Source organism: Commensalibacter sp. A3DC (assembly GCF_047307945.1).
In the GTDB taxonomy this organism is placed as follows: Bacteria; Pseudomonadota; Alphaproteobacteria; order Acetobacterales; family Acetobacteraceae; genus Commensalibacter; species Commensalibacter melissae.
In genome coordinates, this window is record NZ_JAXOQA010000025.1 from 1 (window position 1) to 25900 (window position 25900).

Below are 25900 nucleotides of genomic sequence, written 5' to 3' on the forward strand. Positions count from 1 at the left end.
TTGCATATTAAGAAAATAATCTTTTATTTTAATATACTATATTCAAATTTTGTTTTTTGATTTTATAAGTTTAGGTTAAATAGAATATTTAGAGTCAAAAGGTTGAAAATGGGCAAACGGGATTATTTGTCATTAACAAATTTATTATCATGTTTTTCCATCTGTTCAATGGGTTTATTCTATTCTCATCCTTCTTTTTCAACACCAAAACAAGATCCATATAATACCCTAACAATACAATGGGAAAATGATGCAGCCTCAACCTTGAAAGGAACGTCTGATCAATATTATACAAACGGACTTAGAATAGGGTGGACATCTCCTACTGACACGTTGCCTCAACCTGTTGCGGATATGAATACGTTTCTTTTGGGAAAGGGAATGCAACGAATTCATTGGGGATTGCAGCAGTCGATATTTACACCACGTGATACTCAATCGAGCCAGAGATTGCCACATGATCGACCTTATGCCGGGGTTTTATTAACAACCGTTAATCTTATAAGTGACACGGATGATACGAGGAGTGTGTTTGGTATTCAAGCCGGTGTTTTAGGCCCCGGAGCTATGGGACGTCAGGTTCAAAATGGTTTTCATGCCATTACTGGGGATCACAAAAACCGTGGCTGGCACAACCAGTTAAAGAGTGTGCCCGTTTTTCAGGTTCAAATGGGTAGAACATGGAGATTTCTCGCAGGGCATGCTGGACCGGTTGATTTTGATATCTTACCTTCAGCTAATGGTGCAATGGGGATTTATAGAATTTATGGGCAAATCGGTTCCCTATTCCGTTTTGGACAGGGTCTTGAAAGTGATTTCGGACCTGCAAGAATTGGTTCGGGAAATGACGGTACTGATGCCTATGTTGGAACCCGTTTTGTTAACTGGTATTTATTTGGTGGTGTAGATGGTCAGGCTGTAGCCTATAATGCCACTTTGCAAGGGGATCCCTCTAAATCACATGCGCAACATGTTTCAAAAAGATCAGATGTTGGCGAAATTCTTGCAGGGGCCGCTTTAATTATCAAAGGATATAAAATCGCTTATACCCAAACTTGGCAGACCCAAGAATTCAGGGGACAAAAAAGTGGATTATTTAATTATGGATCTGTTTCCGTATCCTTTAAATTTTGATTTTTCTCTAACGTAAGGCACGTTCCATTATTCTGCTTGGACGATAGGTAAGATAATAAAAACGTGCTGTTGCCAATACAGCAATAACAGCAAGGCCAATAGCCATGCCTGTCCACAATCCTGGAGCTTTATAGTTCAATGAAAATGCAAACCAACCACTCAGTGTATATCCAATTACCCAATAGCTTATCAAAGCAAAGATCATTGGGATTGTGGTATCTTTCAATCCGCGTAATGCACCCATCGCAACGCCTTGCATACCGTCAACAATCTGGAAAAGAGCAACAATTTTCAATATAACGACCGCGATTTCAATTGTTGATTGATTACTGACTGAATGAATATCAATAAAAAGACTGACAATGGTTTTCGGGAAAATGAAAATGATTATACCAATTAGCCCCATAAAAACAGAACCAAGACCGATAGATAAAAAACCTGAATTTTTTGCATACAAAGGTTTTTGAGCGCCAACCCAATAACTTACCCGAACATTGGCGGCCTGAGAAATGGCAAGGGGTATCATGAACGTAAAAGTGGCAAAGCTGTTGGCAATTTGATGGGCGGCAAGTGCATCGGTTCCAAGTAGTCCTGCCCGGAAAGAAGTTGCAAGGAAAAGAAGCATTTCAGCTGCTGAACTGACACAGATGGGCAGCCCCAGACGCATCAAGGGTAAAAGCAAGGACAAATCAATTTTAAAAGGATAAAGATATTGTTTTAAATTCTTTTTGCAATGGGTTACTCCAATAAATAAAATTGTTGAAACCCACAAAGTAATTGTGCTGCCAATTGCTGAACCATACAAGCCCATTTTAGGGGCGCCCCATAAACCATAAATAAAGGCTGCATTTAACAAGGCGTTGATAATTGTTGTTAAAGGTGTTATTTGCAAAAGAATTTTCGAGGCATTAAAAGCTGGTAAAACAACTCTTATTAAACCTGTTCCAACAAGAACAGGGGGCATACCCCATAAGAGAATATCCATAAAATGACTGGATTTTGCAATCATATCAGGATTTTCACCTGTCCACATCAATATAAAGTTTGTCGATTTCAAAAGAAAATAGCAGGGAATACAGAGAATTAATCCAAATATATAGGTTGTCCAATAAATTTTGGATATCTGTGAAATTCTTCTTGATCCTATATATTCAGCAATTAAAATTGCAGCTGAACTCAACGCCGATTGCAAAACAACACAAACAGTAAAAAATAACTGTGTTGTAAATCCACCGATTGCTAAGGTTTCTTTATCGACTTTTCCCAATAAAATCGTATCGGTTACACCCATAGCCATTTGACATAGTTGGGCAAATGCGATTGGTATGGCAATAAAAAAGATCGCAGAAAGTTCTTTTTTCAGAAAAGCTGGTTGAGAAAGTTGCATTATATTTATTTATGACTAATAAAGAATAAAGATTTAATTTATTGAGTGTTGTTTGGACACAATCGAATACAGGATATGAACAAGGTAAAACAATGAATAAGCCAGAAATTTCCCTATATGACAGTCGTCATCATAAGATTTTACCTTTTAAACCATTAGATTCTTTAAATATCCGTTTATATTTTTGTGGCCCTACAGTATACGATTTTTTACATATTGGCAATTTGCGTGCAATGTTAACAGCCGATATTTTGGTAAGATTGTTGCGGAAAATTTATCCTAAAGTGACTTATGTACGGAATATTACGGATGTTGATGATAAGATAAATGCCCGTGCCAGAGCCAATCATGAATCTATTCAAGCATTGACCTGTCGAACGATTGAAGAATTTCATCAAGATATGGCTTCAATGTTTATCTTGCCCCCTGATATTGAACCAAAAGCTACAGAACATATTGAAGACATACAAGAGATGATTATCAGTCTTGTCAGTCAGGGATATGCCTATGAAGCTGATGGTCATGTTCTTTTCTCTGTCCATCAATACAAGAAATATGGGAGTTTATCGGGCCGCAATCCAGATGAATTGCTGGCTGGGGCAAGAGTTGAGATCGCGACTTACAAAAAAAATCCCGGTGATTTTGTTTTATGGAAACCTTCAAATGAGGATGAACCAGGATGGGATAGTCCCTGGGGAAAGGGTAGGCCAGGCTGGCATATTGAATGTTCTGCAATGTCCCATCGTTACCTCGGTGAAAATTTTGATATTCATGGCGGTGGTCAGGATCTTATTTTTCCCCACCACGAAAATGAATGTGCACAAAGTCTATGTTGTTTTCCAGGCAGTCAGTTTGCCAATTATTGGCTACATAATGCCATGCTGTTGGTAAATGGTGAAAAAATGTCCAAGTCTCTGGGCAATTTTTTTACAATACGGGAAATATTGACAAAGCATAATCCAGAAGCATTACGGTTATTATTATTGCAATCTCATTACCGTTCTGTTTTAAATTTCACTGATGAAGCCTTAAAAGATGCTAAAAAGGTTATGGATCGTTTCTATCGCGCCTTGTTGCCTTATGAACAGAATTTTAATTCAGAAATGGATTTACCAGAATTAGTCATGGATGCTTTGGCAAATGATTTAAACACACCCCAAGCTTTGGTGTTTATGCATCAACTTGCAGATAAAGCCTTACAAGGTGATAAACATTCTGCCTTAAAATTGAAACAGGCGGGTCAACAGCTTGGCTTGTTTAATAGTCTACCAACTCAATGGTTTCAAGATATTGATAATGAAGATGAGATTAAGATCTTAATTCAAGAAAGAAATAATGCAAAAAAATCGAAAGATTTTATCAAGGCGGATAAAATACGTGACCAGCTCAAAGCTCAGGGTATCTTATTGGAAGACAGTCCACAAGGTACGACATGGAGAAAAATATGACAGGTCGTGATGGTGGTGCTGATTTGATCCCAGTTGGAAATACACCTGTCGTTATTTTGGTTCGCCCACAGCTTGCTGATAATATTGGCAGTGTAGCTCGAGCGATGGCGAACGGGGGATTGTTCCATTTGCGGTTGGTGGCCCCGCGAGATGGATGGCCACAGCCAAAAGCCTGGAGAGCAGCATCTGGTGCAGACCGTTTATTGGATCATACAAAAGTTTTCGATACGGTAGAAGCCGCTGTTGCGGATTTACAGCATGTTTTTGCAACCTGTCCCAGACCTCGTCAAATTATCAAACCTTTATTAACGGCGCGTGGTGGCGCATGTGAAATGCGGGAAATGACCAATCGTGGATTGAAAATCGGTATTTTGTTTGGGCCAGAGCGAACCGGGTTGGAAAATGAGGATTTTGTTCAAACTGATTATTGGATCCGTTATCCCTTGGATCCAAGATTCATGTCATTGAATTTATCACAAGCGGTTATGATTATGGCTTATGAGTGGTGGATGTCCACTGAAGAAACACCGGAGCGGCAGTTGCAGACTAACAAAACGCATATCGCTACTAAAGGAGAGCTGAATAATTTTATGAATCATTTGATCAGGGAGCTTGATCATTGTGGATTTCTACGCAATCAGGAAAAACGGCCAGGAATGATTCGTAATCTGTATCATCTTTTTCAAAGGGGAGAAGTGACAGAACAGGAATTACGAACCCTTCATGGTGTTGTGGCGGAATTGGTTAAGGGCCCCATGAAATAATTAAATTATTTGATTTGGGATTTGAGCGTAAAGCCAAGTTGCAACCATGCAGTTCCATTGAAGATAAGGTCAAAACCAACCATGAATCCGATAAACCACAGGCCGTTTATTGGATTGACAAAAAGAATAAACCCTAAAATCAAGCCAAGAATACCACTGAATACCAACAACCCCCATCCTTTGGTATTTTTATTGTTAAAAGCAATCATAAGACGCATGATTCCACCAAAACAAAAACAAATACCAAGAAAAATGGTAATTATAACCGAACCATTAACAGGTTCACGAATCAATAATATACCGCCAATAAGATAAATGATACCGCATAGGGCTGACCAGAGAAAACTGCTCCAATCTTTAAGATAACAGGCGTGAATGAGTTGGGCCAAACCTGTAATAATTAATAAAATTCCAATAATTATAACCATTGCAATTGTTACAAAAACCGTGTCAATTAGGCACAGAATGCCGGTAATCAAACACAATATTCCCAATCCTACGAACCATTTCCATTTTTGGGCTATTAATTGATCCATTATGATCTCCGAAAAAATATTTTATAATTTTGTAAAGCGGTTAATTGTAGTTAGTTTAATTTTTTTTATGAAATTAATCTATTTATTTATTAATAAAATCAGTCATAATTTGGTATGAACAGATAGTTAACGATATTTTTTTATTTCATTTTATAAATCATTAAGGTTCATAATGAAAAACATTATTGTTATTCTTGCCGCTACTTTTTTTATATGCACATATCCTGTTCGTTCCCATGCATATGAAAGCCATTTATCATACTGGTTCGGTCAATTTGAAAAAATTCTCTATCTACCCTCTGCTGAATATTGTTACAGATTAGGTGTAAATTATTTAACAGGTAAAGGGGTTCAGAAAAATGAGAGATTAGCCCTTATATTTTTTACACAATCTGCCAGCGGAGGATTTGCGCCAGCACAATTTGTTTTAGGTCGATTTTATGCCTTGGGTGTTATTGTGCCGCAAGATTATAATAAAGCGATTGAATGGTTTAACTATTCCGCAGGACAGGGGAATGCTGAAGCTCAGTTTTATTTAGGTAATTTGTATCAGAATGGTGAAGGGATTGAGCAGAATTATGACAAAGCGTTTGATTATTTTCATAAGGCTGCTTTGCAAGGGAATCTAATGGCTCAATCCGCTCTTGGAATTATGTATTTAGAAGGTAAGGGATGTAAACAAGATTTTTTCAAAGCCTTTCAATGGACCCGTAAATCTGCAGAACAAGGAAATAGTTTTGCCCAGTATATCCTGGGATCATTATATGATACAGGTAAAGGCACAGATTTAGATTATTTCAAGGCGAAAGAATTGTATCAGAAGTCAGCTGATCAGGGATATGAGGGCGCTTTATACAAGTTGGGAACAATGTATGAAGCGGGTCACGGTGTATTACAGGATTTTCAGATGGCTCTTTTCTATTATCATAAAGCTGCAGATCAAGAAAATACGGATGCCCAATTGCGACTTGGGGAAATATATCATGAAGGGAAGTTGGTTCCTCAAGATGAGGCCACGGCAAAAGAGTATTTTAAACAATCATGTTTAAATAGATCTCAAAAAGGCTGCGACAAATATAGGTTGTTGAATACGAAATAATTTTAAATTTTTTTTAATATTATTCAAACTGTTAATTATTTGACAATTCATTAAAGTTTGAATATATAGGCTTCTACTGCCAGAAAAGTGGTTTATCTTTATCCAAAGAAGTGATGAGGTTACTTTGTATCAAATATAAACCCGTCTTTGATGCGAGTTAAAGAACTACTGGTACAATAAAATCTAATATTGCTTTACCTCAATGCGATGTTTTAACATATATAAAGAAAGATATTTAGACGTATGAGTAAGCGTTTACAAAGCAAATATAAAATTAACCGTCGTTTAGGGGTTAATTTGTGGGGACGTGCTAAATCACCGGTTAACAAGCGTGAATATGGTCCTGGTCAACACGGTCAACGCCGCCGTGCAAAGCCTTCCGATTTTAGCGTTCAGTTAATGGCTAAACAAAAACTCAAGGGATATTACGGAAATATCAGTGAAAAGCAATTCCGTCGTTATTACGCTGAAGCATCTCGTCGTAAAGGTGATACTTCTGAAAACTTGATCAATTTGTTGGAACGTCGTTTGGATGCTGTTGTTTATCGGTTAAAATTTGCATCCACTCCATTTGCTGCACGTCAGTTCATTAATCATGGACATATTTTAGTAAATGGCAAGCGTGTTAATATTCCATCATATTCATTAAAAGATAATGATGTTGTTGAAGTTAGGGAAAGATCAAAACAACTTGCCATTGTACTGGATGCTGTTCAAAGTAAAGAACGGGATATTCCTGAATATTTAGAGGTTGATCATCGTCAAATGAAGGGTTCATTTGTTCGTACGCCAAAATTAAATGATGTTCCATATCCTGTAACTATGGAACCCAATTTGGTTGTCGAGTTTTATTCTCGTTAATCACATTTTATTTTTATACAAAAATGCCGAGCAATTTTTTTGCTCGGCTTTTGTGCGTTTATTGTTTTCAATATAAATTTAGGTCTGCTTGATGTTAGATACAGTTCAGAGTCTGGATAAAGAAATTTCCCGTCGTCGCACTTTCGCTATTATTTCCCATCCTGATGCGGGTAAGACGACTTTGACTGAACGTATATTGCATGCTGGCGGGGCTATACAGATGGCGGGAAATGTCCGTGCTAAAAGGGAACAGCGTCGAACTCGTTCGGACTGGATGAATATTGAAAAGGATCGCGGTATTTCAGTTGTAACTTCTGTTATGACGTTTGAATATGGTGGTTGCATTTTTAACTTGTTGGATACGCCTGGCCACGAAGATTTTTCTGAAGATACATACAGGACTTTGACGGCTGTTGATGCCGCAGTTATGGTTATTGATGCGGCAAAAGGGATTGAGGCAAGAACACGGAAACTTTTTGAAATTTGTCGTTTGCGCGATATACCGATTGTAACCTTTATCAACAAGATGGACAGGGAATCTCAGGATCCTTTTGAATTGCTTGATGAAGTGGCCTCTACACTGGCTCTTGAAACAACACCTTTAACATGGCCTGTGGGACGGGCTGTCAAATTTTTGGGTGCTTATGATGTTCGGAAACAAACCATGCGCCTAAAAGAGGGAATTCCAGAAACAGATGATCGTGTTATAGCATTAAAAGAAGAAGTGGAATTAGTTAAGGCTGCTCTGCCGGAATTTAATATTGATGATTTTAAGGCAGGTTTTTTAACTCCGGTTTTTTTTGGAAGTGCGATTAAGGAATTGGGGGTTCATGATCTTTTGGATGCATTGGTTGAATTTGGCCCAAGTCCACGAAATCAGGAAAGTGATCAACGTCTGGTGGCGGCAAATGAACCATCAATGACTGCCCTTGTATTTAAAATTCAGGCAAATATGGATCCAAATCATCGGGATCGTATCGCCTTTGCCCGTATTTGTTCTGGACGTTTAGAACGAGGTATGAAATTGAAACATACCCGTACAGGAAAAACTTTTGCGTTACATACGCCTCAGTTTTTCTTTGCACGAGACAGACAATTGGCAGAAGAGGCTTTTGCAGGAGATGTTGTTGGAATTCCCAATCATGGCACATTACGTATTGGAGATACCTTGACGGAAGGAGAGGAGCTTCAATTTACAGGAGTACCCTATTTTGCCCCTGAAATATTACGACGGGTTCGCCTTGCTGATGCGATGAAAGCCAAGAAATTAAAACAGGCATTAATTGAGCTTGCAGAAGAGGGCGTTGTCCAGCTTTTTAAACCACAGGACGGGTCTTCGCCTATTGTTGGTGTGGTTGGAATATTGCAACTTGATGTCTTACAGACGCGTTTGAAACATGAGTACTGCGTTGAAATAGGATTTGATACTGTATCTTTTACACAGGTCCGTTGGTTTGAGGGTGAAAAAAACAAAATTGAGAAATTTATTAATTCCAACAGAAGTGCCATTGCTGATGACATAGACGGAGATCCAGTATTTCTGGCCACTTCTGAATTCATGATGCAACGGACTGTTGAAATGCAAAAAGACTTAAAATTTCATGATATCAAACAGATCGGCATTGTTAAAAACAGCTAGTCATATCCTATTATTATCTTTATAGCTGGCCTTGATTAAATATCTGGTGGATGGAATTATTGGTTTAGGTAAAAGGGTTAAATCGGATATGCATATAAGTTCATCATATTCTGAGTTGCCTTCTTTTTGCCAATAATTATATATTTGTTGAAAATTCAAGTGTGTTTTCAGCATTATTCCGATATCGATTATTCCTTTTTCGGGATGTTGAGTTGCAATAAGAATGCGGCTATTTGAAAAAAAATCTTTTTTTAATCCAAGTTCTTCTCTTGCCTCCACAAATAATTGTTCATGCAAATTTACAGTCTTTTCTTCATGACGTGATTCCACGCTACCCGCAGGGGCACATTGCCAGTAATTGGGTAGATAAACGCTGTTACTGTTTCTTTTTCCAAGAATAAAACCATCATCGCAAAAAATTAAACCTGTTACAGCCAAAGGTTTAAGACAAAGAAATTCATTGAATTCCTTATTTTCCATTTGGGCCGAAACATATCTATATTCTGTCCAATATCCCGCTATTTGATGGGGTAATATCAAAGTAGCGGTAAATACACGTCCATTAAACAATTTTGGGTATAATCTTTTTTTGGCAACCCATAAATTTTCAATCCGTTTTTCAAGATTTATAGATAATTCAGTTTTATAATCTATCAGTTTTACGGAACATTCTGGGTATAAAGCAAATGTTTTCCATTCCATTTTATTATCTTTGAATGTCATAACGGAAACATTTTTGGCTGGGAGACCTGGATTCGAACCAGGGCTGACCGGGTCAGAGCCGGTAGTTCTACCGCTAAACTATCTCCCAATATATTTAATGTGGATGCTTATATCATGTAAAAAATTATAAAACAAGGGTATGGTAAAATAAATTAATTACAAAAATTTTTAGTTATTTTAATAAAAAAATCCAAATTAATAATAAATTGTGTTAATATTAAGGAGCTATACAAAAAATAAGGAATTAACTTTGACTGGATAAAGTAATTAGGGCGTAAATATGTTTGCGGCATTGGATTTAGGCACAAATAATTGTCGTCTGCTGATCGTGTCATCTGATCGTGGCAGGTTGAGAATTGTTGACCATTATAATCGAGTAGTTCGATTGGGTGAGGGATTGTATGAAACAGGTCAGTTGAGTCAAGCTGCCATGGAACGTACAATGGTTGCGCTCCGACATTGTGCATCCAAAATTGAAGGTAAAAGATTTTCCGCCTTTTATGCTGTCGCTACCGAAGCTTGTCGACGCGCCTCAAATGCTGATCATTTTCTTAGTCAGGTTTTATATGAAACAGGACTGAAAATTAAGGTTATTTCACCACGGGAAGAGGTTGAGCTGGCTTTGGCCGGCTGCAATTCATTTTTATATGACAATGTGTTGAAACGTAATAAGACTAAGGCACTATTATTTGATATTGGAGGTGGTTCCACTGAAATTGCATGGGTTAAAATTGATTTTGCGCGACGAAAATATATTTTGATTGGATGTTTCAGTATACCTGTTGGCATTCTTACGTTAAGGGAGCAATTCAATATTGCCACTTTGCAGAATTACTATCAAATGTTTGATTTTGTTTTATCCAAGGTCATGGAATTCGAGGCCATTCACCGTATTCAGGCAGAGATTGTAAGAAATCAGGTTCAATTCATAGGGGTAAGTGGAACTATAACCACCCTTGCAAGCATTTTGTTAAATCAAAACAAGTATAATCGTGCGGCGATTGATGGTTTGTCTTTGCAAACAGCCCAACTTAAGGAAATAATCAGGACTTTGCTAGATCAGAAATTCAAAGAGACTGAAATTCTTTCTGACCGATATAAAAAAAGAATTCATTATCTTTTACCTGGATGCGCAATATTTGATGCCATACATACCTTGTGGCCCGCCAATGACATTGTCGTTGCCGATCGGGGTATTCGGGATGGAATAATTGCCAAAATGATGACAAACAAGTTAAGAAACTATTATAAAAATCATCATTATTTGTTAAACCAGTAATAAATTTAATTAATCAGTATAATTAAAGTAAAAACTATGAATAAAGATAATGCGAATTCGAATTCGCGCAAAAAAAAGAAATCGCGTTTTGATACTGGATTGACGGTTACCTTAAAAAAAACAAAAGGACGTTCAACATCTCAACAAAGATGGTTGACGCGTCAGTTGAATGATCCTTATGTAAAAGCTGCGCAACAGCATGGCTGGCGGTCCCGTGCCGCTTATAAGCTGATAGAGTTAAATGATAAATTTCATTTTTTAAAAAAGGGGATAAAGGTTGTTGATCTGGGTGCAGCGCCAGGAGGATGGTCTCAGGTTGCGGTATATCACAAGGCATCCAAAGTTGTGGGTATTGATTTGTTGCAAGTTGAACCAGTTATGGGAGCTGATATTTTTCAGGGAGATTTTACAGAGCCCCATAATCTTGAAGTTTTACTGGATAAATTAGAGGGTAAGGCGGATCTGGTCATGTCTGATATGGCCCCTAATACGACAGGACATGCAGCAACGGATCATATAAGAATAGTTAATTTGACAGAACAGGCTTTGGACTTTGCAATAAAAATTTTAAATTTGAATGGAGTTTTCATTGCCAAAGTTTTCCAGGGGGGAAGTGAAAAATTGATGTTAAATAACCTCAAGCGATCCTTTAAAATTGTAAAACATGCAAAACCTCCAGCAAGTCGTAAGGAATCCAGAGAGTTATATGTGATTGCTACAGGGTTTAAAGGGAATAATTCCGAAGATAAATCGTGAATGTGTTGATAAAATTTCAAGGATAATTTGATTTTGTCACTATTTGACACAAAATTGATTTTTGACTTGTCTAATCACAATTTTTTAGGTATGAAGAATTGCCAATAATTGGAACCCGATTTTTTTTCGGTTATCCCTTTTTATCTTTAATTTTCTAATTTTTAATAAAGGGTACCATAAATGGCACATTCTTCTATTTCCCAAAAACATATTCGAGAAGCCCTTGCTTTTGATGATGTTTTGATTATTCCAGCAAAATCTAATGTATTGCCTAATCAGGCTGATGTTCGGTCCAATTTGACCCGATCTATCCGTTTGAATATACCCTTGATTTCATCAGCCATGGATACAGTAACAGAATGTGCAATGGCCATTGCTATGGCACAAAATGGAGGAATAGGGGTTATTCATAAAAATCTATCCATTCAGGAACAGGCCAATCAGGTCAAGCAGGTAAAGCGTTTTGAATCGGGAATGGTGGTTGATCCGGTAACTGTTCATCCTGAACAGACTTTAGAAGAAGTTATTGCAACAATGAAACGCCATAACATAAGTGGACTCCCTGTTATTGAAAAAAATACGAATCGGCTTGTTGGTATTGTCACGCATCGTGATGTCCGGTTTGCAACAAATGCAAAACAACCCGTTGCGGAGTTAATGACAAAAGATAACCTGGTTACAGTCAAAGAGGGTGTGAGTCCCGATGAAGCTAAAAAACTGCTTCATCAAAATCGTATTGAAAAATTGCTTGTCGTTGATAAAAATGATTGTTGTGTCGGAATAATGACTGTCAAGGATATGGAAAAATCAGTCGTTTATCCTTTGGCCAACAAGGATCAATATGGTCGTTTACGTTGTGCTGCTGCCACAGGTGTTGGTGAGGACGGATATAAACGGGCTGTCACGCTTATAGAGGCTGGTGTTGACGTTTTGGTCGTAGATACGGCACATGGACATTCCCAGGGTGTTTTGGACTCGATAGGGCGCCTCAAGAAAAATTATGCTGACGTTCAAATTATTGCGGGAAATATTGCGACACCAGAAGGTGCTCAAGCATTGATTGATGTTGGCGCTGATGCAGTAAAAGTTGGAATTGGTCCAGGTTCAATCTGTACAACCCGTGTTGTTGCAGGGGTAGGAGTTCCCCAATTTTCGGCAGTAATGGAAGTGTCTGAAATTTGTCATGCTGCCAATATTCCTTTAATAGCAGATGGTGGAATTCGCACGTCTGGCGATATTGTTAAAGCTATCGGTGCGGGTGCAGATGTTGTCATGATTGGATCTTTACTGGCAGGTACTGATGAAGCTCCTGGTGAAGTATTTCTATATCAGGGACGTTCCTATAAATCATACCGCGGAATGGGAAGTCTTGGTGCCATGGCTCGTGGATCTGCTGACCGTTATTTTCAACAGGATATCAAGGAAAGCCATAAGCTTGTTCCTGAAGGCATTGAAGGGCAGGTACCATACAAAGGGGCGGCAGAAGGAGTTATACATCAGATGGTTGGCGGCTTGAAAGCAGGTATGGGATATACTGGCAATGCGACGATTGAAGAAATGAAAAAAAATGTTCAGTTCCGTAAAATTACGGGAGCGGGATTGAGGGAAAGCCATGTTCATGATGTTGTAATTACGCGTGAAGCGCCTAACTATCATCATAATTAAATAATAAATTTGTCTATCAGATATTTAAGTAAAGACGTATGACCCCTTCAGCACAAATATCGGCAGTGATTGAACTGCTTTTAGCTATTCAGAAAGAAAAATATATTCCGGCAGATTCAACAGCCAATCGGTTTTTCAGGCGGCGCCGTTATATTGGAGGAGGGGATCGTCGTTTTGTTTCAGGCAAAGTTTGGGAAATTTTACGTTGTTACCGAAAGTTGGAATGGTGGCTGAAAAGAATAGGTAGTCCGATCAATCCTCGTATGATGGTCGCAGCTTATTTGGTTTTGTCAGGAAATTCTATACCTAAAGTGCATAATTTTTATTCGGGTGAAAAATATGCTCCATTATTGTTAAATAGTAACGAAATTTTATATTTGCAATCTTTGGTAAACAAACCGTTTGTTTCCGATGAAATGTCCAAAGCGGTAATTTATGAAGTTCCAGATTGGGTATATCCTATCATAAATGGCCAATACGGGGATCAGACAGAAAAAGAACTTTCAACGTTGTTGGAACCAGCCACTCTTGATTTGCGCGTCAATTTTCTAAAAGTGGAAGATCGATATAAGGCTAGGGAGATTCTAGCATCTGAAAATATACAAACAGAATTAATGAATATTTCTCCATGGGGATTGAGAGCGCAAGGAAGACAATCCATAACATCCACAAATGCTTTCAAAAATGGTCTGGTTGAAATTCAAGACGAAGGTAGCCAATTAATTGCACTCATGACCGGTGTTAAATCGTCAATGCGTGTCCTGGATTATTGCGCGGGAGCCGGAGGTAAAACGTTGGCTATGGCGATGATGATGGAAAATAAGGGGCATATTATTGCATCAGATATTTTTCCCGCTCGGTTAAATGCCGCTCAAAGTCGTTTGCGAAGGGCAGGTGTTTTTAATTGTGAAACCCATATTTTTGCTGAAGATGCAAAATGGTTAAAAAGGCGTGTTGAAAGTTTCGATCGTGTTTTGGTTGATGCACCTTGTAGCGGTACCGGAACTTGGAGACGTAATCCTGATGCGCGTTTAAGGTTTAAGGAAAATGATTTATTGGAACTTGTTGAAAAACAGGCCCACATTCTTGATTCTGCAGCGAGAATGGTAAAAAAAGGTGGAAGATTGATATATGCAACCTGTTCAATATTACGTCAGGAAAATCAAGATCAAATCAATAATTTTCTGGAAAGAAATAACAATTTTTCACTCGTAGAGCCTGATACGATTCCAGAATTGTTACCCGAAGAATTCATGAAGAAAACAAGTTTTCAATTAACACCAGCGCAAAATCAAACGGATGGTTTCTTTTGCACGGTTATGGTGAAGAATTAATTTATTTCTTTCCTGTAAAAATAATTAACAACATATTCCATGGTTAATCCCTGAATTAAAACGGTTAACACTACGCACCCATAACATATGAGCAGGATTTCATTTTTTGGAAATATATTGGGGAGAGATAAGGCTATTGCCAGGGAAATGCCTCCTCTTAGTCCTCCCCATGTTAGAATGGAAATCAAACCCTTCGGGTTTGAATCCTGATATAATAATACAAAACCACTTAGACTGAGGGCTATGAAACGTGTAATTGCCAGAAATGGAAAAGCCAGGAATGTGATAACCAGAATATGATAACTGAAAGGGATGATGACAATCTGCAACCCAATTATCAAAAATAGCATTGTGTTGAGGATTTCATCAATTACATGCCAGCAGTAAATAACCGAATCACTTTTTTCCGCAGGCTGTTTTTGAAGATGGTTACCGATCAATAAACCGCTTGCCACAACTGCAATGGGACCTGACATGTTAAGATCACTTGCGATAGAAAAGGTACCTGCCGCCAAAGCCAGTGAAAATAATATGGTAATTTCGTTGTGGGACAATCGTCTGATTATAAAAATAACAATGGTGGCGGTTATAATACCCAGAAGACCACTGCCAACAATCTCTTTTATGCTAATCAAGAATAGACTGGTTGTGGATGGGGTCTTTTGATGAATGATTACGGATAAAAATGTTGTAAAAGCAATTAAAGCTATACCATCATTGAAAAGACTTTCTCCAGCAAAAATTGCTTGTAACCGTTTGGAAAGGCCTAGTCTGCCGAACATACTGATAACTGAAACCGGATCTGTCGGGGCTATAATAGCGCCTAGGGTGAGACACCAGAGTAAAGAAATGGGAATAGAAAATAGATAAAACAGAACCCAAAAAACAAGACCGAGAAATAATATCGATAATAAAGTGCCAATAATTGTCAAGGAAGCAATATTATAGCGAGCTTTCCACAACTCATGTAATGAAATTTGCAAACTTCCTGCAAAAAGCAGAAATGCTAGAGCACCATTGAGAAGCAAAGTGGGAAAATTGATTTGTGAGATAATTTTCTGTGCAAATGAATATCCGGAAACAAATGAAAGGAAATAATCCGAGATAAACAGGATTATTGAAAATATGAATGCGGCAATCATGATCCCTATGGTCATGGGAAGTTTGAGATATTTCAGATTAATTGCCCCGCAAATTGCGGTAAGAAGAAACAATAAAGAAATAAGGGTCAGTATACTCATGTTAATTTCCCTTTATTATCATAGATATAATTTTAGGGTAATTTGAGTTTAAGTAAATTATTTTTGAGCTATAAAATTGAAAATTTTTGTAATTTTTAGTTAAAAATTATTAAAAATTAACGTAATTTTGAGTATAAAGATACTAATCTCTAACTTCATCCTTATATGTAATAGGGATATGGTTTTAAAAGAAGGGTAAATTCAATGACAGGCATTCATCCTGTTTTAGTGGTTGATGATGATCCAAAGTTAATTGAAACGCTAACCGAACAATTGCAAGAAAATCAGGAATTTGAGGTTTCAAGTGCCTTAACGGTAAAAGAGGCCAAAAACAAAATTCTGGATTCTGATAAGCATTATGATGCAATCATATTGGATGTGATGCTTCCAGATGGCGATGGATGTGATCTATGTGCCTATTTACGTAAGGAAGGTTGCAGAACGCCCATTATCATGCTGACGGGTTCAGATAATGAAGAGGATGTTGTGAGGGGGCTTGATGCAGGCGGTAATGATTATGTATCAAAACCATTTCGCATTGCCGAGTTACTGGCAAGATTAAGGGCACAGATGCGTATTTTTGCTAGTAGTGAGGATGCTGTTTTCACAATTGGCAATTATATTTTTCGTCCGTCTGCAAAGTCGTTGCAGGAACAGGATTCAAATCGTCGGATCCGTTTAACTGAAAAAGAGGCTGCCATACTCAAATTTTTATATCGGTCAGGATCAAGACCAGTACCAAGACAAGTTTTGTTGAATGAGGTTTGGGGATATAATTCAGCGGTGACAACCCATACACTTGAGACCCATATTTATCGTTTACGCCAAAAAATCGAGCCTGATCCTTCGAATGTAACCCTTCTGATAACTGAGGCTGGTGGATATCGGCTGAGCTCAATTTCTGATAAAAAAGAAGAATAGTTATTTATTTTAATTCAAGCATGATTGGGACATGATCAGAAGGTTTGTCCCAGTTTCTAGCCTCTTTAAAAACCTGAATTGTTTTTAGGTGTGATCGTAGATCTGGGGAAATCCATAAATGATCCAATCTTCTTCCCCGGTTTGACTTTTCCCAGTTACGGTTTCTATAAGACCACCAGGTATATAGTTTTTCGTGGGGAGGAATTATTTCACGCATTGCATCAATATAACCCGTATGTAACCATTGATTGAGTTTTTCAGTTTCAATGGGTGTATGACTGACAATTTTCAATAATTGTTTGTGGTTCCATACATCATTTTCCAAGGGTGCAATATTAAAATCACCTACAAGAATTGAACTGGTCTCCTTATTTTGAGAAAACCATTCTTTTGTTTCTGTCAGGAAATCTAATTTATGTTTGAATTTTGGATTTATAGTTGGATCAGGTTCATCCCCACCTGCAGGAATATAGAAATTATGAAGGTTTATTTTTTTATTTTTATAATTGAATTGAACTGAAATATGTCTGCAGTCACTTTTACCGCACCATTGTCTGGTATTGGAAACATGGTATCCTAATGGATGTTTTGATAAAATACAAACGCCGTTATAACTTTTCATTCCTTTAAAAAGACAATTGTGAAAACCGAGCAATTCTATTTCAGATCGGGGAAAAAGAGGATCAGGGACTTTTGTTTCCTGAAGGCATAAAATATCGGGATTTGCTAATTCTATCAGTTGTTTTAACAAGGGCAAGCGTAACCTTAATGAATTAATGTTCCAACTAATAATACGCATATAGAAATTTCAAATTTGAAAGGGGAAAATGATTATAATTTAAAATAAATTCAAATTAAGAGAAGAAGGTCAATTTAGGAATTTAATCAGAAAATGTCCAGTAAAAAATAAATAAATCTTAATATTGAAAATTGTGGATAATTACATTATTGAAATTAAAATTTTCATTTTGTCCACTATTGGACTTGACAGTGATTTTAGGGTTTGTGATAAATTAGTTAAAAATATTGAATAATTCCATGTAACAATAAAAATGATTAAAAATCAATGAGTTATATTAATTGCTTAAAAATTAGGCAAAATATATAAGGGCTTGATAAACTGCCTTTTACATCCATATATTAGATATTCATCCATAGAGTTATCCACAAGATCAGTGGAGAAGTAAGATAAGTCTTAGAAAATAAAAGGATAACAGAACTTATTTGTGATGATGGTAAAAAAAATGCAATGAAACTTCATGATTACAAACCTTTGGATTCGTATAAGGGAACAAAAGCAATTAAGCATGCTTTAAAAACAATGCCCAAAACGGCAGGGGTTTATCGTATGCTTAATGAAAAAGGGGAAGTTTTATATGTTGGTAAAGCAAAAAATTTAAAAAAACGCGTATCCTCCTATACACGCTTGACACAATTGACCGAGCGTATACGTAAAATGATTTTGCAAACGACTTCCATGGAAATTATAACAACCTATACGGAAGCTGAGGCTCTACTACTTGAAGCCAATCTGATTAAAAGTCTTAAACCACGATATAATATTTTGTTGAGGGATGATAAATCATACCCCTGGTTAGTTATAACAAAAGAAAAATGGCCTAGAATTGATAAACATCGGGGAAAAATATCCAAGAGAAATTATTATTGGGGGCCGTTTGCTTCGGTTGGGGCAGTCAATCAGACTCTTGAGCTTTTACAGAAAATATTTCTGTTAAGAAGTTGTGAAGACAGTATTTTCAATTCCAGAAAGCGTCCATGTTTGCTTTATCAGATCAAACGATGTTCTGGTCCTTGTGATAATCGTGTTAGTAAAACAGATTATGATGATCTCATAAATCAAGCAAAATCATTTCTTTCTGGAGAAACAAACATTATTCAGCGGCAATTGGCTAACGAAATGGAAAAGGCGTCAGAACAATTGGATTTTGAACGTGCCGCGGTGATGCGTGATCGTATTCGGGCCTTTACCTATGTTCAAACAAATGGAGTAATTAATCCTGCTACAATTGACAACGCTGATATAATAGCATTTGCGCAAAAAGGTTATCTAACCTGTATTCAGGTGTTTTTTATTAGGGGGGGAAGAAATAATGGCAATCGTGCTTTATTCCCGATACAAACAGAGGATCAAAGCCCCGAAGAAATTTTGGACGCCTTTTTGGGACAATTCTATGAAAATAAGCCGCCGCCATCACAAATATACATGAATATTAAATTATCTGACCAAGCGCTGATGAGTAAGGCATTAAGTATGAGGGCATCGAAAAAGGTAAGCTTGTATGTACCAAAAATAGGGGAGAAAAGGGCAGTTGTTGATCATGCGGTACATAATGCCCATATGGCGCTTGATCGGAAATTGGCTGAAACTGCATCACAAACAAAATTATTAGAACAGGTTCGTGATATTTTTCATCTGTCTGATATTCCGAAAAGAATTGAGATTTACGATAATAGTCACATAATGGGTACCAATGCATATGGGGCAATGGTTGTGGCTGGACCTGAAGGTTTTATCAAGTCTGGTTATCGTAAATTTTCAATTAAATCTGATATCACCCCTGGAGATGACTTTGGTATGATGCGTGAAGTTTTATTCAGACGTTTTAACAAGGGTAAAATTGCTGATTGGCAGAATTTCCCTGATTTACTGTTAATAGATGGTGGTGCGGGACAGTTTTCGGCTGTTGATGCAATTTTGAAAGAGCTCGGGATTGAAAATGTCGCCTTGGTCAGTATTGCCAAAGGACCGGACCGGAATGCAGGGAGAGAGTGGTTTTTTACACGTGATCAAAATCCTTTTCAATTGTCCGAAAGAGATCCTGTTCTGTATTATCTGCAACGATTAAGAGATGAGGCGCATCGATTTGCCATTACCACTCATAGAGTGGGAAGATTAAAAAGCATAGAAAAATCCGAACTGGATTCAATTCCGGGTATAGGTAATAAGAGAAAACGTAATCTACTAAACCATTTTGGTTCTGCCAGCGCCGTTAAAGAGGCCAGTGTTGCGGATTTAGAAAATATTCCAGGTATTAATAGAGTATTGGCTGAATCAATATATGATTATTTTAGACCTGGTGTATATAAGTAACAAATATAAGAAAATATATATTTTTTATTCCATTTTTTTTATAAAATGTTAAATAACTATTTTGATAAATGTTCAGCCGTGATCCTAAATAGAAATGTTTTATAATTTACCTAATTGTCTTACCTTGTCCCGTATAATTATAATACCATTGGTGGCTGTTCTTGTAATGGTTCATAAGCCGGTAACAGATTTATTGGCCTGTATACTATTTATTATCGCTGGTATTACGGATTATTTAGACGGTAAGCTTGCCCGTGCATGGCAACAGCTTTCCGACTTTGGAAAAATGTTTGATCCCATTGCGGATAAATTACTGGTAGGTATCATATTGATTGTTATGGCTGGTTACGATCGTCTTCCATACGGTGGACTGATTCCTGCAATGATTATCTTGGCAAGAGAAATACTGGTCAGCGGATTAAGAGAATATCTTTCCTCTTTCGAGATCAGCCTACCTGTCACAAAACTGGCAAAATGGAAAACAACTTTTCAAATGGTGGCTATTGGTTTTTTACTTGCTGGAGATAGCAGTGCAGAATTATTGAACATTAACTGGTTTCCGGTTAATGTTATCGGATCGATATTATTATGGATTGCGGCAATTTTAACTATGATTACGGGTTGGGGTTATATTCATACGGGTATCAGATTTATTAATAAAACGGATTTTTAAAAAGCTTATATTTGAATTTTATCTTGTTGGATATGTATTTTTTTAAATTATGTATCATCAAATTTTTAAAACGGATGGAGAACAATCATGCGGAATTATGCTGCACTTATTACCACATTTTTGATATTAAGTGGGTGTTCCGGGATAGATAAATTTTTTGATGATACCGTTTCTTTACCAGGAAATAATCCCGAGGCTCCAGAAGGATATGCGGAAAATATGCAAAGGGTAAAAGGCAATATGGCGATAGCTACAACCCCTTTGTTACCTCAAAGTGAAAATATTTGGCCCTCTCGTCCTCCTGCATTACCTACGTTGAGTGATGTTGCGAGTGATGATAAAAGTTTCTCCCTATCAGATTACAGTAGAGCGGCAGGTGGTGATGTAGACAGCGTAACGCATGATCAAATCAATAAGCAATCTGTTCCTGTTGATTTTCCAGAAGATGGTAATCTGAATGTTGGGGAACAATATCAGATCAAAAATGGAATGACGGATTTCATCAATGGAAGGCTGCCTGACTCAATTAAGGATCAGGGAGCGAAATATATTGAAAAAGGTAAGGACGCCCCAGTAATCGTTCCGAATGGGGATGGAACCAGTACCATTATCAATTCCAGGGGTGTTGTAAAGATTATCCCGGATAGCCAATTGCCGACATCTAAAAATGAAAGTAAAAAAGGTAAAAATAAATCATCAAAAAATGATGGTGAAAATTAATATTCATGTTTGATCACATCATATATTGAATTAGTTAACAAGGATAATTCTTCAGGTGTTATGGTGAAAGAGGGTGTAAGATAAACGATATTTCTGAAGGGACGTATCCATACATTTTGTTGGATAAATTTTGTCTTTAGACGGTTTAAGTTTGAAATATTGTATAACTCAACAACGGCAACGGCCCCTTTTACCCTAACATCCTTGACATTTTTTAAATTTTTACATTGTGTCAATTCTTTTTTCATTTGTCTTTCAATGGAACTGACTGCATTCTTCCAATTGTATTGATCAAAAACTTCCAAGGATGCATTGGCAGCGGAACAGGCCAGGGGATTGGCCATAAATGTTGGTCCATGCATCAGGGCATGTTGATCACTATCAGATAAAAACCCGTCAAATATATATTCTTTCGCAATGGTTGCAGCCAATGCCATAGTGCCTCCACTTAATGCTTTCGAAAGTGTAATAATATCCGGAATGACATCTGCCTGTTCACAGGCAAAAAAACTTCCCGTTCTGCCAAACCCGGTAAAAATTTCGTCAAATATCAATAAAATTTCAAAATGATCAGCTTGTTTTCGCAAAAATCTTAAAACTTCTGGAGAATGAAATAACATGCCTCCAGCTCCCTGTATCAAAGGTTCAATTAAAATTGCAGCAATGGTTTTATGATGCTTTTCTAGAAACTGAATGAAATCCTTTTGTTTCTCCGAGGTATCAGGCAAAGGAATGTTGTATTGGTGGGGAATAATATTCTTGAATAAATTATGCATTCCTTCTTCAGGATCACAAACCGCCATTGTCGCCATGGTATCACCATGATATCCACCATGAAAAGAAATGATTTTGTTTTTGATATTGTTATTTTGGTTTAACCAGAATTGGGCTGCAATTTTTAGTGCCACTTCCACAGATACGGAGCCTGATTCAGAAAAAAAAACTTTGTTTAAATCTCCAGGCAACAGGTTTGCCAGATGTTTTGCCAAATCAATTGCAGGTTGATGAATAATGCCACCAAACATAATATGAGGCATTAGTTCAAGTTGTTTTTTTACCGTTTTGATAATATGTGGGTGATTATACCCATGACAGGCTGTCCACCATGAAGCAATACCATCAATCAATTTGGTGCCATCATTTAGGATAATTGTACTTCCATGCGTGGCTTTTGCAACAATTGGGGCATTACAATTATTCATTTGCGTATAGGGTAACCATATATTTTTTAAAGTTGAATGAAACATGGGATTTTGCCTATAATTGTTAAGATAGAGTTTGCATAACTAAACAAAAATTTTAAAACTTGAAAAGACTAACTTAATGAACCGATTTGATATTTTTTTTTCTCGGGAATTAGACAAAAGAGCTAAAGAGGATTTAAAAAGAGAATTGCCAACATTTGAAATAATTGATTCATTACATATAAAAAATAAGGGTAAAAGTTATATAAATTTTTCCAGTAATGATTATCTGGGATTATCAAACAATGCAAATTTAAAAATTAAAGGTGAGGAGTTTTTAAGACAATATGGTACTGGAAGCGGGGCATCCAGATTAATTTCGTCCAATGCTTCATATTATGGTAAAATCGAGGAGAAACTAGCTAATTTTCTAGGAACTGAAGCGGCATTAATATTTCCATCAGGTTGGCAGGCAAATGTTGGGGTTGTTGCTTCCCTCATTGAAAATTTTCCAAAACCAGTATGGGTATTTACGGATAAATTGAATCATGCCAGTTTGCATTATGGATGCAAAGCTGGTCAAGTTAAACAGATCCGTTTTAGTCACAATGATCTTGACCATCTACAAACACGATTGAAAAAAATTGAGGGGGAAAAAGGTTCAAGAATAATTTTAACGGAAACCATATTCAGTATGGATGGTGATGTTTGTGACTTGAAAAGATTGAGATCAGTTGCCGACCAGTTTAATGCATTTTTATTTCTAGATGACGCACATGCAACCGGAATATTTGGAAGTAAGGGCGAGGGATTGGCCCCTGCCTTTGCTGATTTAACGATGGGAACATTTAGTAAAGCGTGGGGAAGTTTTGGGGCCTATATAGCTGGATCCAGAGATTTATGTGAATGGCTGGTGAATTTTTGTTCTGCTTTTATCCACACGACTGCATTGCCCGCCGCCGTAATCGGTAGCATCGAGGCAGCACTAGAATTAATGCCTTCATTAACTAACCAACGTGCCTTTTTGGTTAAACAGTCTGAAAAGGTTAGAAAACAATTAGAGTCACTGGGATATCAATGTGGTCAGTCTATTTCACATATAATTCCTGTTATTGTTGGATCACCAATAAAGGCCCAATTAATGGCAAATGCTTTGAAAGAAAAAAATATCTGGATTACCCCAATTCGTCCACCCACCGTTCCCTCTCATGGAAGTCGTTTACGATTGACTCTTAGTGCAGGTCATCGAGAGGATGAAATAGAGTATTTACTAAAATCTTTTCATTCAATTGATCTAATTTCAATTCATTGATCATGAAAAATAATTATCGTTTGCTATTTGTCCATGGATGGGGATATTCATCATCATTTTGGCAAAAATTACAAAATAATCTAAAAGAATACCACTCAGAAACAATTGATTTGGGTTTTATGGGGAAAAACACGGATAAAAATTGTAATCTTAAATCAATTTTAAACTTACAAGAGAAATATATTGCTGTAGGACACTCTTTAGGTTTTTTATATCTCTTAAAAAATTTTTCTTTTCGTTTCAAATATTACGTGGCTATTAACAGTTTCGCCAGATTTTCCAGAGATCCTACATTTCCGAAAGGTGTGGCATCAAGGGCTCTGGATCGTATGTCCAGAGGATTATCCATTGATTCAAATCTTATAATGAAACAGTTTTATCAGCAATGTGGTCAAGTAGTAAATTTTTTGCCCAGCTTTAATATTGAAGAATTGCAAAAAGGACTTGAATTTCTTAAATTTGGGGATGTTCGAAGTATCATTCCACAGATCAGAAATAAACTCACAGTTATAGCTTCAAAAAAAGATCCTGTTGTTAATGAAACCATGACCATACAATCATTTCAAGAGTGCAACTATTTGTGGCTTGACGATGATACACATATATTGCCTTTATCAAAAACGAATGCCTGTGCGGAAATCATCAGAGAACTTATAAATAATGTCTAGAAATTATAAAGAAAAAATAATCAAAGCTTTTGATCAGGCGGATCAATATGAAAAATTTGCTTCAATACAAAAAATTGTTGCGAAAAAATTGTCTGATTGTATTCGGAAACAGTTCAGAACTTCAGTCGATCGTAAAGAAAAAATATCAATTCTCGAAATTGGTTGTGGAACTGGATTATTAACTCAATATCTTATCGATTTTTTTCCTGATGCACATTTTGTATTGACGGATATATCACCTGAAATGCTGAATCGTGCAAAAAATAAGTTCAAAAACCATAAATACGATTTAACATTTAAGCTTATGGATGGTGAATATCCAGAATTGGATGAAAAATATGATTTGATTTGTTCAAGCCTGACTTTCCAATGGTTTGATAATGTTGCAAGTGCAATCAGGACTCTTACAAATTATTTGAAACAAAATGGCTATTTGATTTGTTCTACCCTAACGTTTGAAACGTTTAAAGAATGGCGTTCTATCTATAACGACAATGATTTTAGCTGTAATTTACAGACTTATCCATCAATTGAATCTATTCAATCAGTTTGGCCAGAAACAGGAACCGGTCGTTGGGAAACTGATGAGATCATTGTTCAAATTGACACAGCAATTGATTTTTTCAAAGGACTTCGTTCTATAGGAGCTTCTGTTCCTCTCGAAACCTCAAAACCCTTGAAGTTATCTCAGTTTAAGAAAGTTCTTTCTGATTTTAGTAAAAATTACAATTATTGTTCTTATCATATAGCCTATGGTGTTTTCCGTAAATTTTCCGCCAAAGGTTTTTTTGTTACGGGAACTGATACAGATATTGGAAAAACACTAATTTCTGCATGTTTAACAAAATTGCTAAATGCGGTTTATTGGAAACCTATTCAAACAGGTTTAAATTGCGATATTGGAGATACAAATACAGTTTGCCATTTAGCCGAACTTTCCGAGACACAATATTTATCCCCAATTATAAAATTGCAAGCACCTTTATCTCCTGAAGATGCCGCAAGGCTGGAAAATCGTGAATTAAGCCTTGATCACGTGAATGTATCTGATTTGAAACAAGAAAACAAATACATAGTTGAAGGGGCGGGTGGGATTTTTGTACCTATCAATGATCATTTGTTTATCATTGATCTTATTGAAAAGATTAATTTACCCGTTATAATTGTAGCCCGAACTATTTTGGGAACATTGAATCATACCCTAATGACAATCGAGGCTTTAAGAAATAGAAATATAAAAATTTCAGGGGTAATTTTAAATGGCCCGTTGAACGAACATTGTAAAAATTCTATAATAAGTCATGGAAAAGTCAAGATTTTGGGACAAGTGCCTTTTCTATCAAATGTAAATCCAGATAATCTTTCCACGTTATGTGAATGTATTTCCATTCCTGAAGAAATGGTCTAAAATCCGTAAAATATTATGAACAAATAATATTTGACA

The 25900-nt window shown here is 36.8% G+C and carries 23 protein-coding genes and 1 tRNA gene; 17 read left to right on the plus strand and 7 right to left on the minus strand.

Translation table 11 applies throughout. The features are described 5' to 3' along the window. Positions 1 to 108 precede the first annotated feature (108 nt). On the plus strand, positions 109 to 1134 hold the full coding sequence (locus U0839_RS04330) for a lipid A deacylase LpxR family protein (protein ID WP_155565506.1): 1026 nt from the start codon (positions 109 to 111) through the stop codon (positions 1132 to 1134). A gap of 7 nt (positions 1135 to 1141) precedes the next feature. Here U0839_RS04330 and U0839_RS04335 read toward each other — a convergent pair whose 3' ends face one another. Then, positions 1142 to 2521, minus strand: a complete 1380-nt coding sequence (locus U0839_RS04335) for an MATE family efflux transporter (protein ID WP_155565505.1) — start codon at positions 2519 to 2521, stop codon at positions 1142 to 1144. A gap of 92 nt (positions 2522 to 2613) precedes the next feature. On the opposite strand from U0839_RS04335, the gene cysS reads away from it, so the two are divergent. Beyond that, positions 2614 to 3969 (plus strand): cysteine--tRNA ligase, encoded by a 1356-nt coding sequence (cysS, locus tag U0839_RS04340; protein ID WP_155565931.1) that lies wholly within the window; start codon positions 2614 to 2616, stop codon positions 3967 to 3969. Next, positions 3966 to 4733 carry an RNA methyltransferase gene (locus U0839_RS04345; RefSeq protein WP_196424250.1) on the plus strand — a complete coding sequence of 256 codons (768 nt, stop codon included), beginning with the start codon at positions 3966 to 3968 and terminating at the stop codon, positions 4731 to 4733. Before cysS ends, U0839_RS04345 begins: the two co-directional genes overlap by 4 nt. Before the next feature lie 5 nt (positions 4734 to 4738). Here the strand turns inward: U0839_RS04345 and U0839_RS04350 are convergent, their stop codons facing one another. Continuing rightward, a complete protein-coding gene (locus tag U0839_RS04350) occupies positions 4739 to 5269 on the minus strand; it encodes an HdeD family acid-resistance protein (RefSeq protein ID WP_110438050.1) in 531 nt (176 codons plus the stop codon). Positions 5270 to 5441: 172 nt separating this feature from the next. On the opposite strand from U0839_RS04350, the gene U0839_RS04355 reads away from it, so the two are divergent. The 3 genes from U0839_RS04355 (at position 5442) to U0839_RS04365 (ending at position 8868) form a co-directional block, all read left to right on the plus strand. Next, positions 5442 to 6368, plus strand: a complete 927-nt coding sequence (locus U0839_RS04355) for an SEL1-like repeat protein (protein ID WP_155565504.1) — start codon at positions 5442 to 5444, stop codon at positions 6366 to 6368. Between the two features lie 243 nt (positions 6369 to 6611). Further along, positions 6612 to 7229 carry a 30S ribosomal protein S4 gene (gene rpsD, locus U0839_RS04360; RefSeq protein WP_110438048.1) on the plus strand — a complete coding sequence of 206 codons (618 nt, stop codon included), beginning with the start codon at positions 6612 to 6614 and terminating at the stop codon, positions 7227 to 7229. A 91-nt stretch (positions 7230 to 7320) separates the two neighbouring features. Then, on the plus strand, positions 7321 to 8868 hold the full coding sequence (locus U0839_RS04365) for a peptide chain release factor 3 (protein WP_155565503.1): 1548 nt from the start codon (positions 7321 to 7323) through the stop codon (positions 8866 to 8868). On the opposite strand, the gene U0839_RS04370 is transcribed toward U0839_RS04365, so the two are convergent. Both U0839_RS04370 and U0839_RS04375 read right to left on the minus strand, forming a co-directional pair. Next, the gene (locus U0839_RS04370) at positions 8869 to 9570 is read right to left on the minus strand and encodes an NUDIX hydrolase (protein ID WP_155565502.1); all 702 of its coding nucleotides are present in this window, start codon (positions 9568 to 9570) and stop codon (positions 8869 to 8871) included. 35 nt (positions 9571 to 9605) lie between these two features. Next, positions 9606 to 9679 (minus strand) — tRNA-Gln (locus U0839_RS04375). A 192-nt stretch (positions 9680 to 9871) separates the two neighbouring features. Here U0839_RS04375 and U0839_RS04380 point away from each other — a divergent pair. The 4 genes from U0839_RS04380 (at position 9872) to U0839_RS04395 (ending at position 14625) form a co-directional block, all read left to right on the plus strand. Beyond that, the gene (locus U0839_RS04380; protein ID WP_155565501.1) at positions 9872 to 10870 is read left to right on the plus strand and encodes a Ppx/GppA phosphatase family protein; all 999 of its coding nucleotides are present in this window, start codon (positions 9872 to 9874) and stop codon (positions 10868 to 10870) included. A gap of 36 nt (positions 10871 to 10906) precedes the next feature. Then, positions 10907 to 11626: an RlmE family RNA methyltransferase gene (locus U0839_RS04385; protein WP_155565500.1), complete on the plus strand. Its 720-nt coding sequence runs from the start codon at positions 10907 to 10909 to the stop codon at positions 11624 to 11626. A gap of 180 nt (positions 11627 to 11806) precedes the next feature. Then, positions 11807 to 13291 carry an IMP dehydrogenase gene (gene guaB / locus U0839_RS04390; protein ID WP_155565499.1) on the plus strand — a complete coding sequence of 495 codons (1485 nt, stop codon included), beginning with the start codon at positions 11807 to 11809 and terminating at the stop codon, positions 13289 to 13291. A 38-nt stretch (positions 13292 to 13329) separates the two neighbouring features. Beyond that, on the plus strand, positions 13330 to 14625 hold the full coding sequence (locus U0839_RS04395; RefSeq protein ID WP_155580444.1) for an RsmB/NOP family class I SAM-dependent RNA methyltransferase: 1296 nt from the start codon (positions 13330 to 13332) through the stop codon (positions 14623 to 14625). On the opposite strand, the gene U0839_RS04400 is transcribed toward U0839_RS04395, so the two are convergent. Continuing rightward, on the minus strand, positions 14622 to 15866 hold the full coding sequence (locus tag U0839_RS04400; RefSeq protein WP_155565497.1) for a cation:proton antiporter: 1245 nt from the start codon (positions 15864 to 15866) through the stop codon (positions 14622 to 14624). The genes U0839_RS04395 and U0839_RS04400 overlap by 4 nt on opposite strands. A 204-nt stretch (positions 15867 to 16070) precedes the next feature. Here U0839_RS04400 and U0839_RS04405 point away from each other — a divergent pair, with 204 nt between their 5' ends. Continuing rightward, on the plus strand, positions 16071 to 16787 hold the full coding sequence (locus U0839_RS04405) for a response regulator transcription factor (RefSeq protein WP_110438040.1): 717 nt from the start codon (positions 16071 to 16073) through the stop codon (positions 16785 to 16787). 4 nt (positions 16788 to 16791) lie between these two features. Here the strand turns inward: U0839_RS04405 and xth are convergent, their stop codons facing one another. Next, a complete protein-coding gene (gene xth, locus U0839_RS04410; RefSeq protein WP_155565496.1) occupies positions 16792 to 17586 on the minus strand; it encodes an exodeoxyribonuclease III in 795 nt (264 codons plus the stop codon). Between the two features lie 450 nt (positions 17587 to 18036). Here xth and uvrC point away from each other — a divergent pair, with 450 nt between their 5' ends. The 3 genes from uvrC (at position 18037) to U0839_RS04425 (ending at position 21292) form a co-directional block, all read left to right on the plus strand. Beyond that, positions 18037 to 19899 carry an excinuclease ABC subunit UvrC gene (gene uvrC, locus U0839_RS04415; RefSeq protein WP_155565495.1) on the plus strand — a complete coding sequence of 621 codons (1863 nt, stop codon included), beginning with the start codon at positions 18037 to 18039 and terminating at the stop codon, positions 19897 to 19899. A 94-nt stretch (positions 19900 to 19993) separates the two neighbouring features. Then, complete coding sequence (pgsA, locus tag U0839_RS04420; RefSeq protein ID WP_155565494.1) at positions 19994 to 20572, plus strand: CDP-diacylglycerol--glycerol-3-phosphate 3-phosphatidyltransferase; 579 nt, start codon at positions 19994 to 19996, stop codon at positions 20570 to 20572. Positions 20573 to 20659: 87 nt separating this feature from the next. Next, on the plus strand, positions 20660 to 21292 hold the full coding sequence (locus U0839_RS04425) for a hypothetical protein (RefSeq protein ID WP_155565493.1): 633 nt from the start codon (positions 20660 to 20662) through the stop codon (positions 21290 to 21292). On the opposite strand, the gene U0839_RS04430 is transcribed toward U0839_RS04425, so the two are convergent. Then, a complete protein-coding gene (locus U0839_RS04430) occupies positions 21289 to 22539 on the minus strand; it encodes an adenosylmethionine--8-amino-7-oxononanoate transaminase (protein ID WP_155565492.1) in 1251 nt (416 codons plus the stop codon). The genes U0839_RS04425 and U0839_RS04430 overlap by 4 nt on opposite strands. 76 nt (positions 22540 to 22615) lie before the next feature. Between U0839_RS04430 and U0839_RS04435 the strand changes: the two genes are divergently transcribed. From U0839_RS04435 to bioD, 3 genes are read left to right on the plus strand one after another with little or no spacing between them, the layout of a single operon-like run. Further along, on the plus strand, positions 22616 to 23788 hold the full coding sequence (locus U0839_RS04435; protein WP_155571947.1) for an aminotransferase class I/II-fold pyridoxal phosphate-dependent enzyme: 1173 nt from the start codon (positions 22616 to 22618) through the stop codon (positions 23786 to 23788). 2 nt (positions 23789 to 23790) lie between these two features. Then, a complete protein-coding gene (locus U0839_RS04440; protein WP_413550159.1) occupies positions 23791 to 24456 on the plus strand; it encodes an alpha/beta fold hydrolase in 666 nt (221 codons plus the stop codon). Beyond that, positions 24449 to 25864 carry a dethiobiotin synthase gene (gene bioD / locus U0839_RS04445; protein WP_413550160.1) on the plus strand — a complete coding sequence of 472 codons (1416 nt, stop codon included), beginning with the start codon at positions 24449 to 24451 and terminating at the stop codon, positions 25862 to 25864. Before U0839_RS04440 ends, bioD begins: the two co-directional genes overlap by 8 nt. Positions 25865 to 25900 lie beyond the last annotated feature (36 nt).

Excerpts from the sequence above, each read along its gene's own strand:
- U0839_RS04370 (WP_155565502.1), bottom strand. The coding sequence starts at position 9,570 with ATGGAATGGAAAACATTTGCTTTATACCCAGAATGTTCCGTAAAACTG.
- U0839_RS04345 (WP_196424250.1), top strand. The coding sequence starts at position 3,966 with ATGACAGGTCGTGATGGTGGTGCTGATTTGATCCCAGTTGGAAATACA.
- bioD (WP_413550160.1), top strand. The coding sequence starts at position 24,449 with ATGTCTAGAAATTATAAAGAAAAAATAATCAAAGCTTTTGATCAGGCG.
- xth (WP_155565496.1), bottom strand. The coding sequence starts at position 17,586 with ATGCGTATTATTAGTTGGAACATTAATTCATTAAGGTTACGCTTGCCC.
- pgsA (WP_155565494.1), top strand. The coding sequence starts at position 19,994 with ATGTTTTATAATTTACCTAATTGTCTTACCTTGTCCCGTATAATTATA.
- U0839_RS04435 (WP_155571947.1), top strand. The coding sequence starts at position 22,616 with ATGAACCGATTTGATATTTTTTTTTCTCGGGAATTAGACAAAAGAGCT.
- rpsD (WP_110438048.1), top strand. The coding sequence starts at position 6,612 with ATGAGTAAGCGTTTACAAAGCAAATATAAAATTAACCGTCGTTTAGGG.
- U0839_RS04425 (WP_155565493.1), top strand. The coding sequence starts at position 20,660 with ATGCGGAATTATGCTGCACTTATTACCACATTTTTGATATTAAGTGGG.
- U0839_RS04405 (WP_110438040.1), top strand. The coding sequence starts at position 16,071 with ATGACAGGCATTCATCCTGTTTTAGTGGTTGATGATGATCCAAAGTTA.
- U0839_RS04350 (WP_110438050.1), bottom strand. The coding sequence starts at position 5,269 with ATGGATCAATTAATAGCCCAAAAATGGAAATGGTTCGTAGGATTGGGA.
- cysS (WP_155565931.1), top strand. The coding sequence starts at position 2,614 with ATGAATAAGCCAGAAATTTCCCTATATGACAGTCGTCATCATAAGATT.
- U0839_RS04335 (WP_155565505.1), bottom strand. The coding sequence starts at position 2,521 with ATGCAACTTTCTCAACCAGCTTTTCTGAAAAAAGAACTTTCTGCGATC.
- U0839_RS04440 (WP_413550159.1), top strand. The coding sequence starts at position 23,791 with ATGAAAAATAATTATCGTTTGCTATTTGTCCATGGATGGGGATATTCA.
- U0839_RS04430 (WP_155565492.1), bottom strand. The coding sequence starts at position 22,539 with ATGTTTCATTCAACTTTAAAAAATATATGGTTACCCTATACGCAAATG.
- U0839_RS04365 (WP_155565503.1), top strand. The coding sequence starts at position 7,321 with ATGTTAGATACAGTTCAGAGTCTGGATAAAGAAATTTCCCGTCGTCGC.
- U0839_RS04355 (WP_155565504.1), top strand. The coding sequence starts at position 5,442 with ATGAAAAACATTATTGTTATTCTTGCCGCTACTTTTTTTATATGCACA.
- guaB (WP_155565499.1), top strand. The coding sequence starts at position 11,807 with ATGGCACATTCTTCTATTTCCCAAAAACATATTCGAGAAGCCCTTGCT.
- U0839_RS04395 (WP_155580444.1), top strand. The coding sequence starts at position 13,330 with ATGACCCCTTCAGCACAAATATCGGCAGTGATTGAACTGCTTTTAGCT.
- uvrC (WP_155565495.1), top strand. The coding sequence starts at position 18,037 with ATGAAACTTCATGATTACAAACCTTTGGATTCGTATAAGGGAACAAAA.
- U0839_RS04380 (WP_155565501.1), top strand. The coding sequence starts at position 9,872 with ATGTTTGCGGCATTGGATTTAGGCACAAATAATTGTCGTCTGCTGATC.
- U0839_RS04400 (WP_155565497.1), bottom strand. The coding sequence starts at position 15,866 with ATGAGTATACTGACCCTTATTTCTTTATTGTTTCTTCTTACCGCAATT.
- U0839_RS04330 (WP_155565506.1), top strand. The coding sequence starts at position 109 with ATGGGCAAACGGGATTATTTGTCATTAACAAATTTATTATCATGTTTT.
- U0839_RS04385 (WP_155565500.1), top strand. The coding sequence starts at position 10,907 with ATGAATAAAGATAATGCGAATTCGAATTCGCGCAAAAAAAAGAAATCG.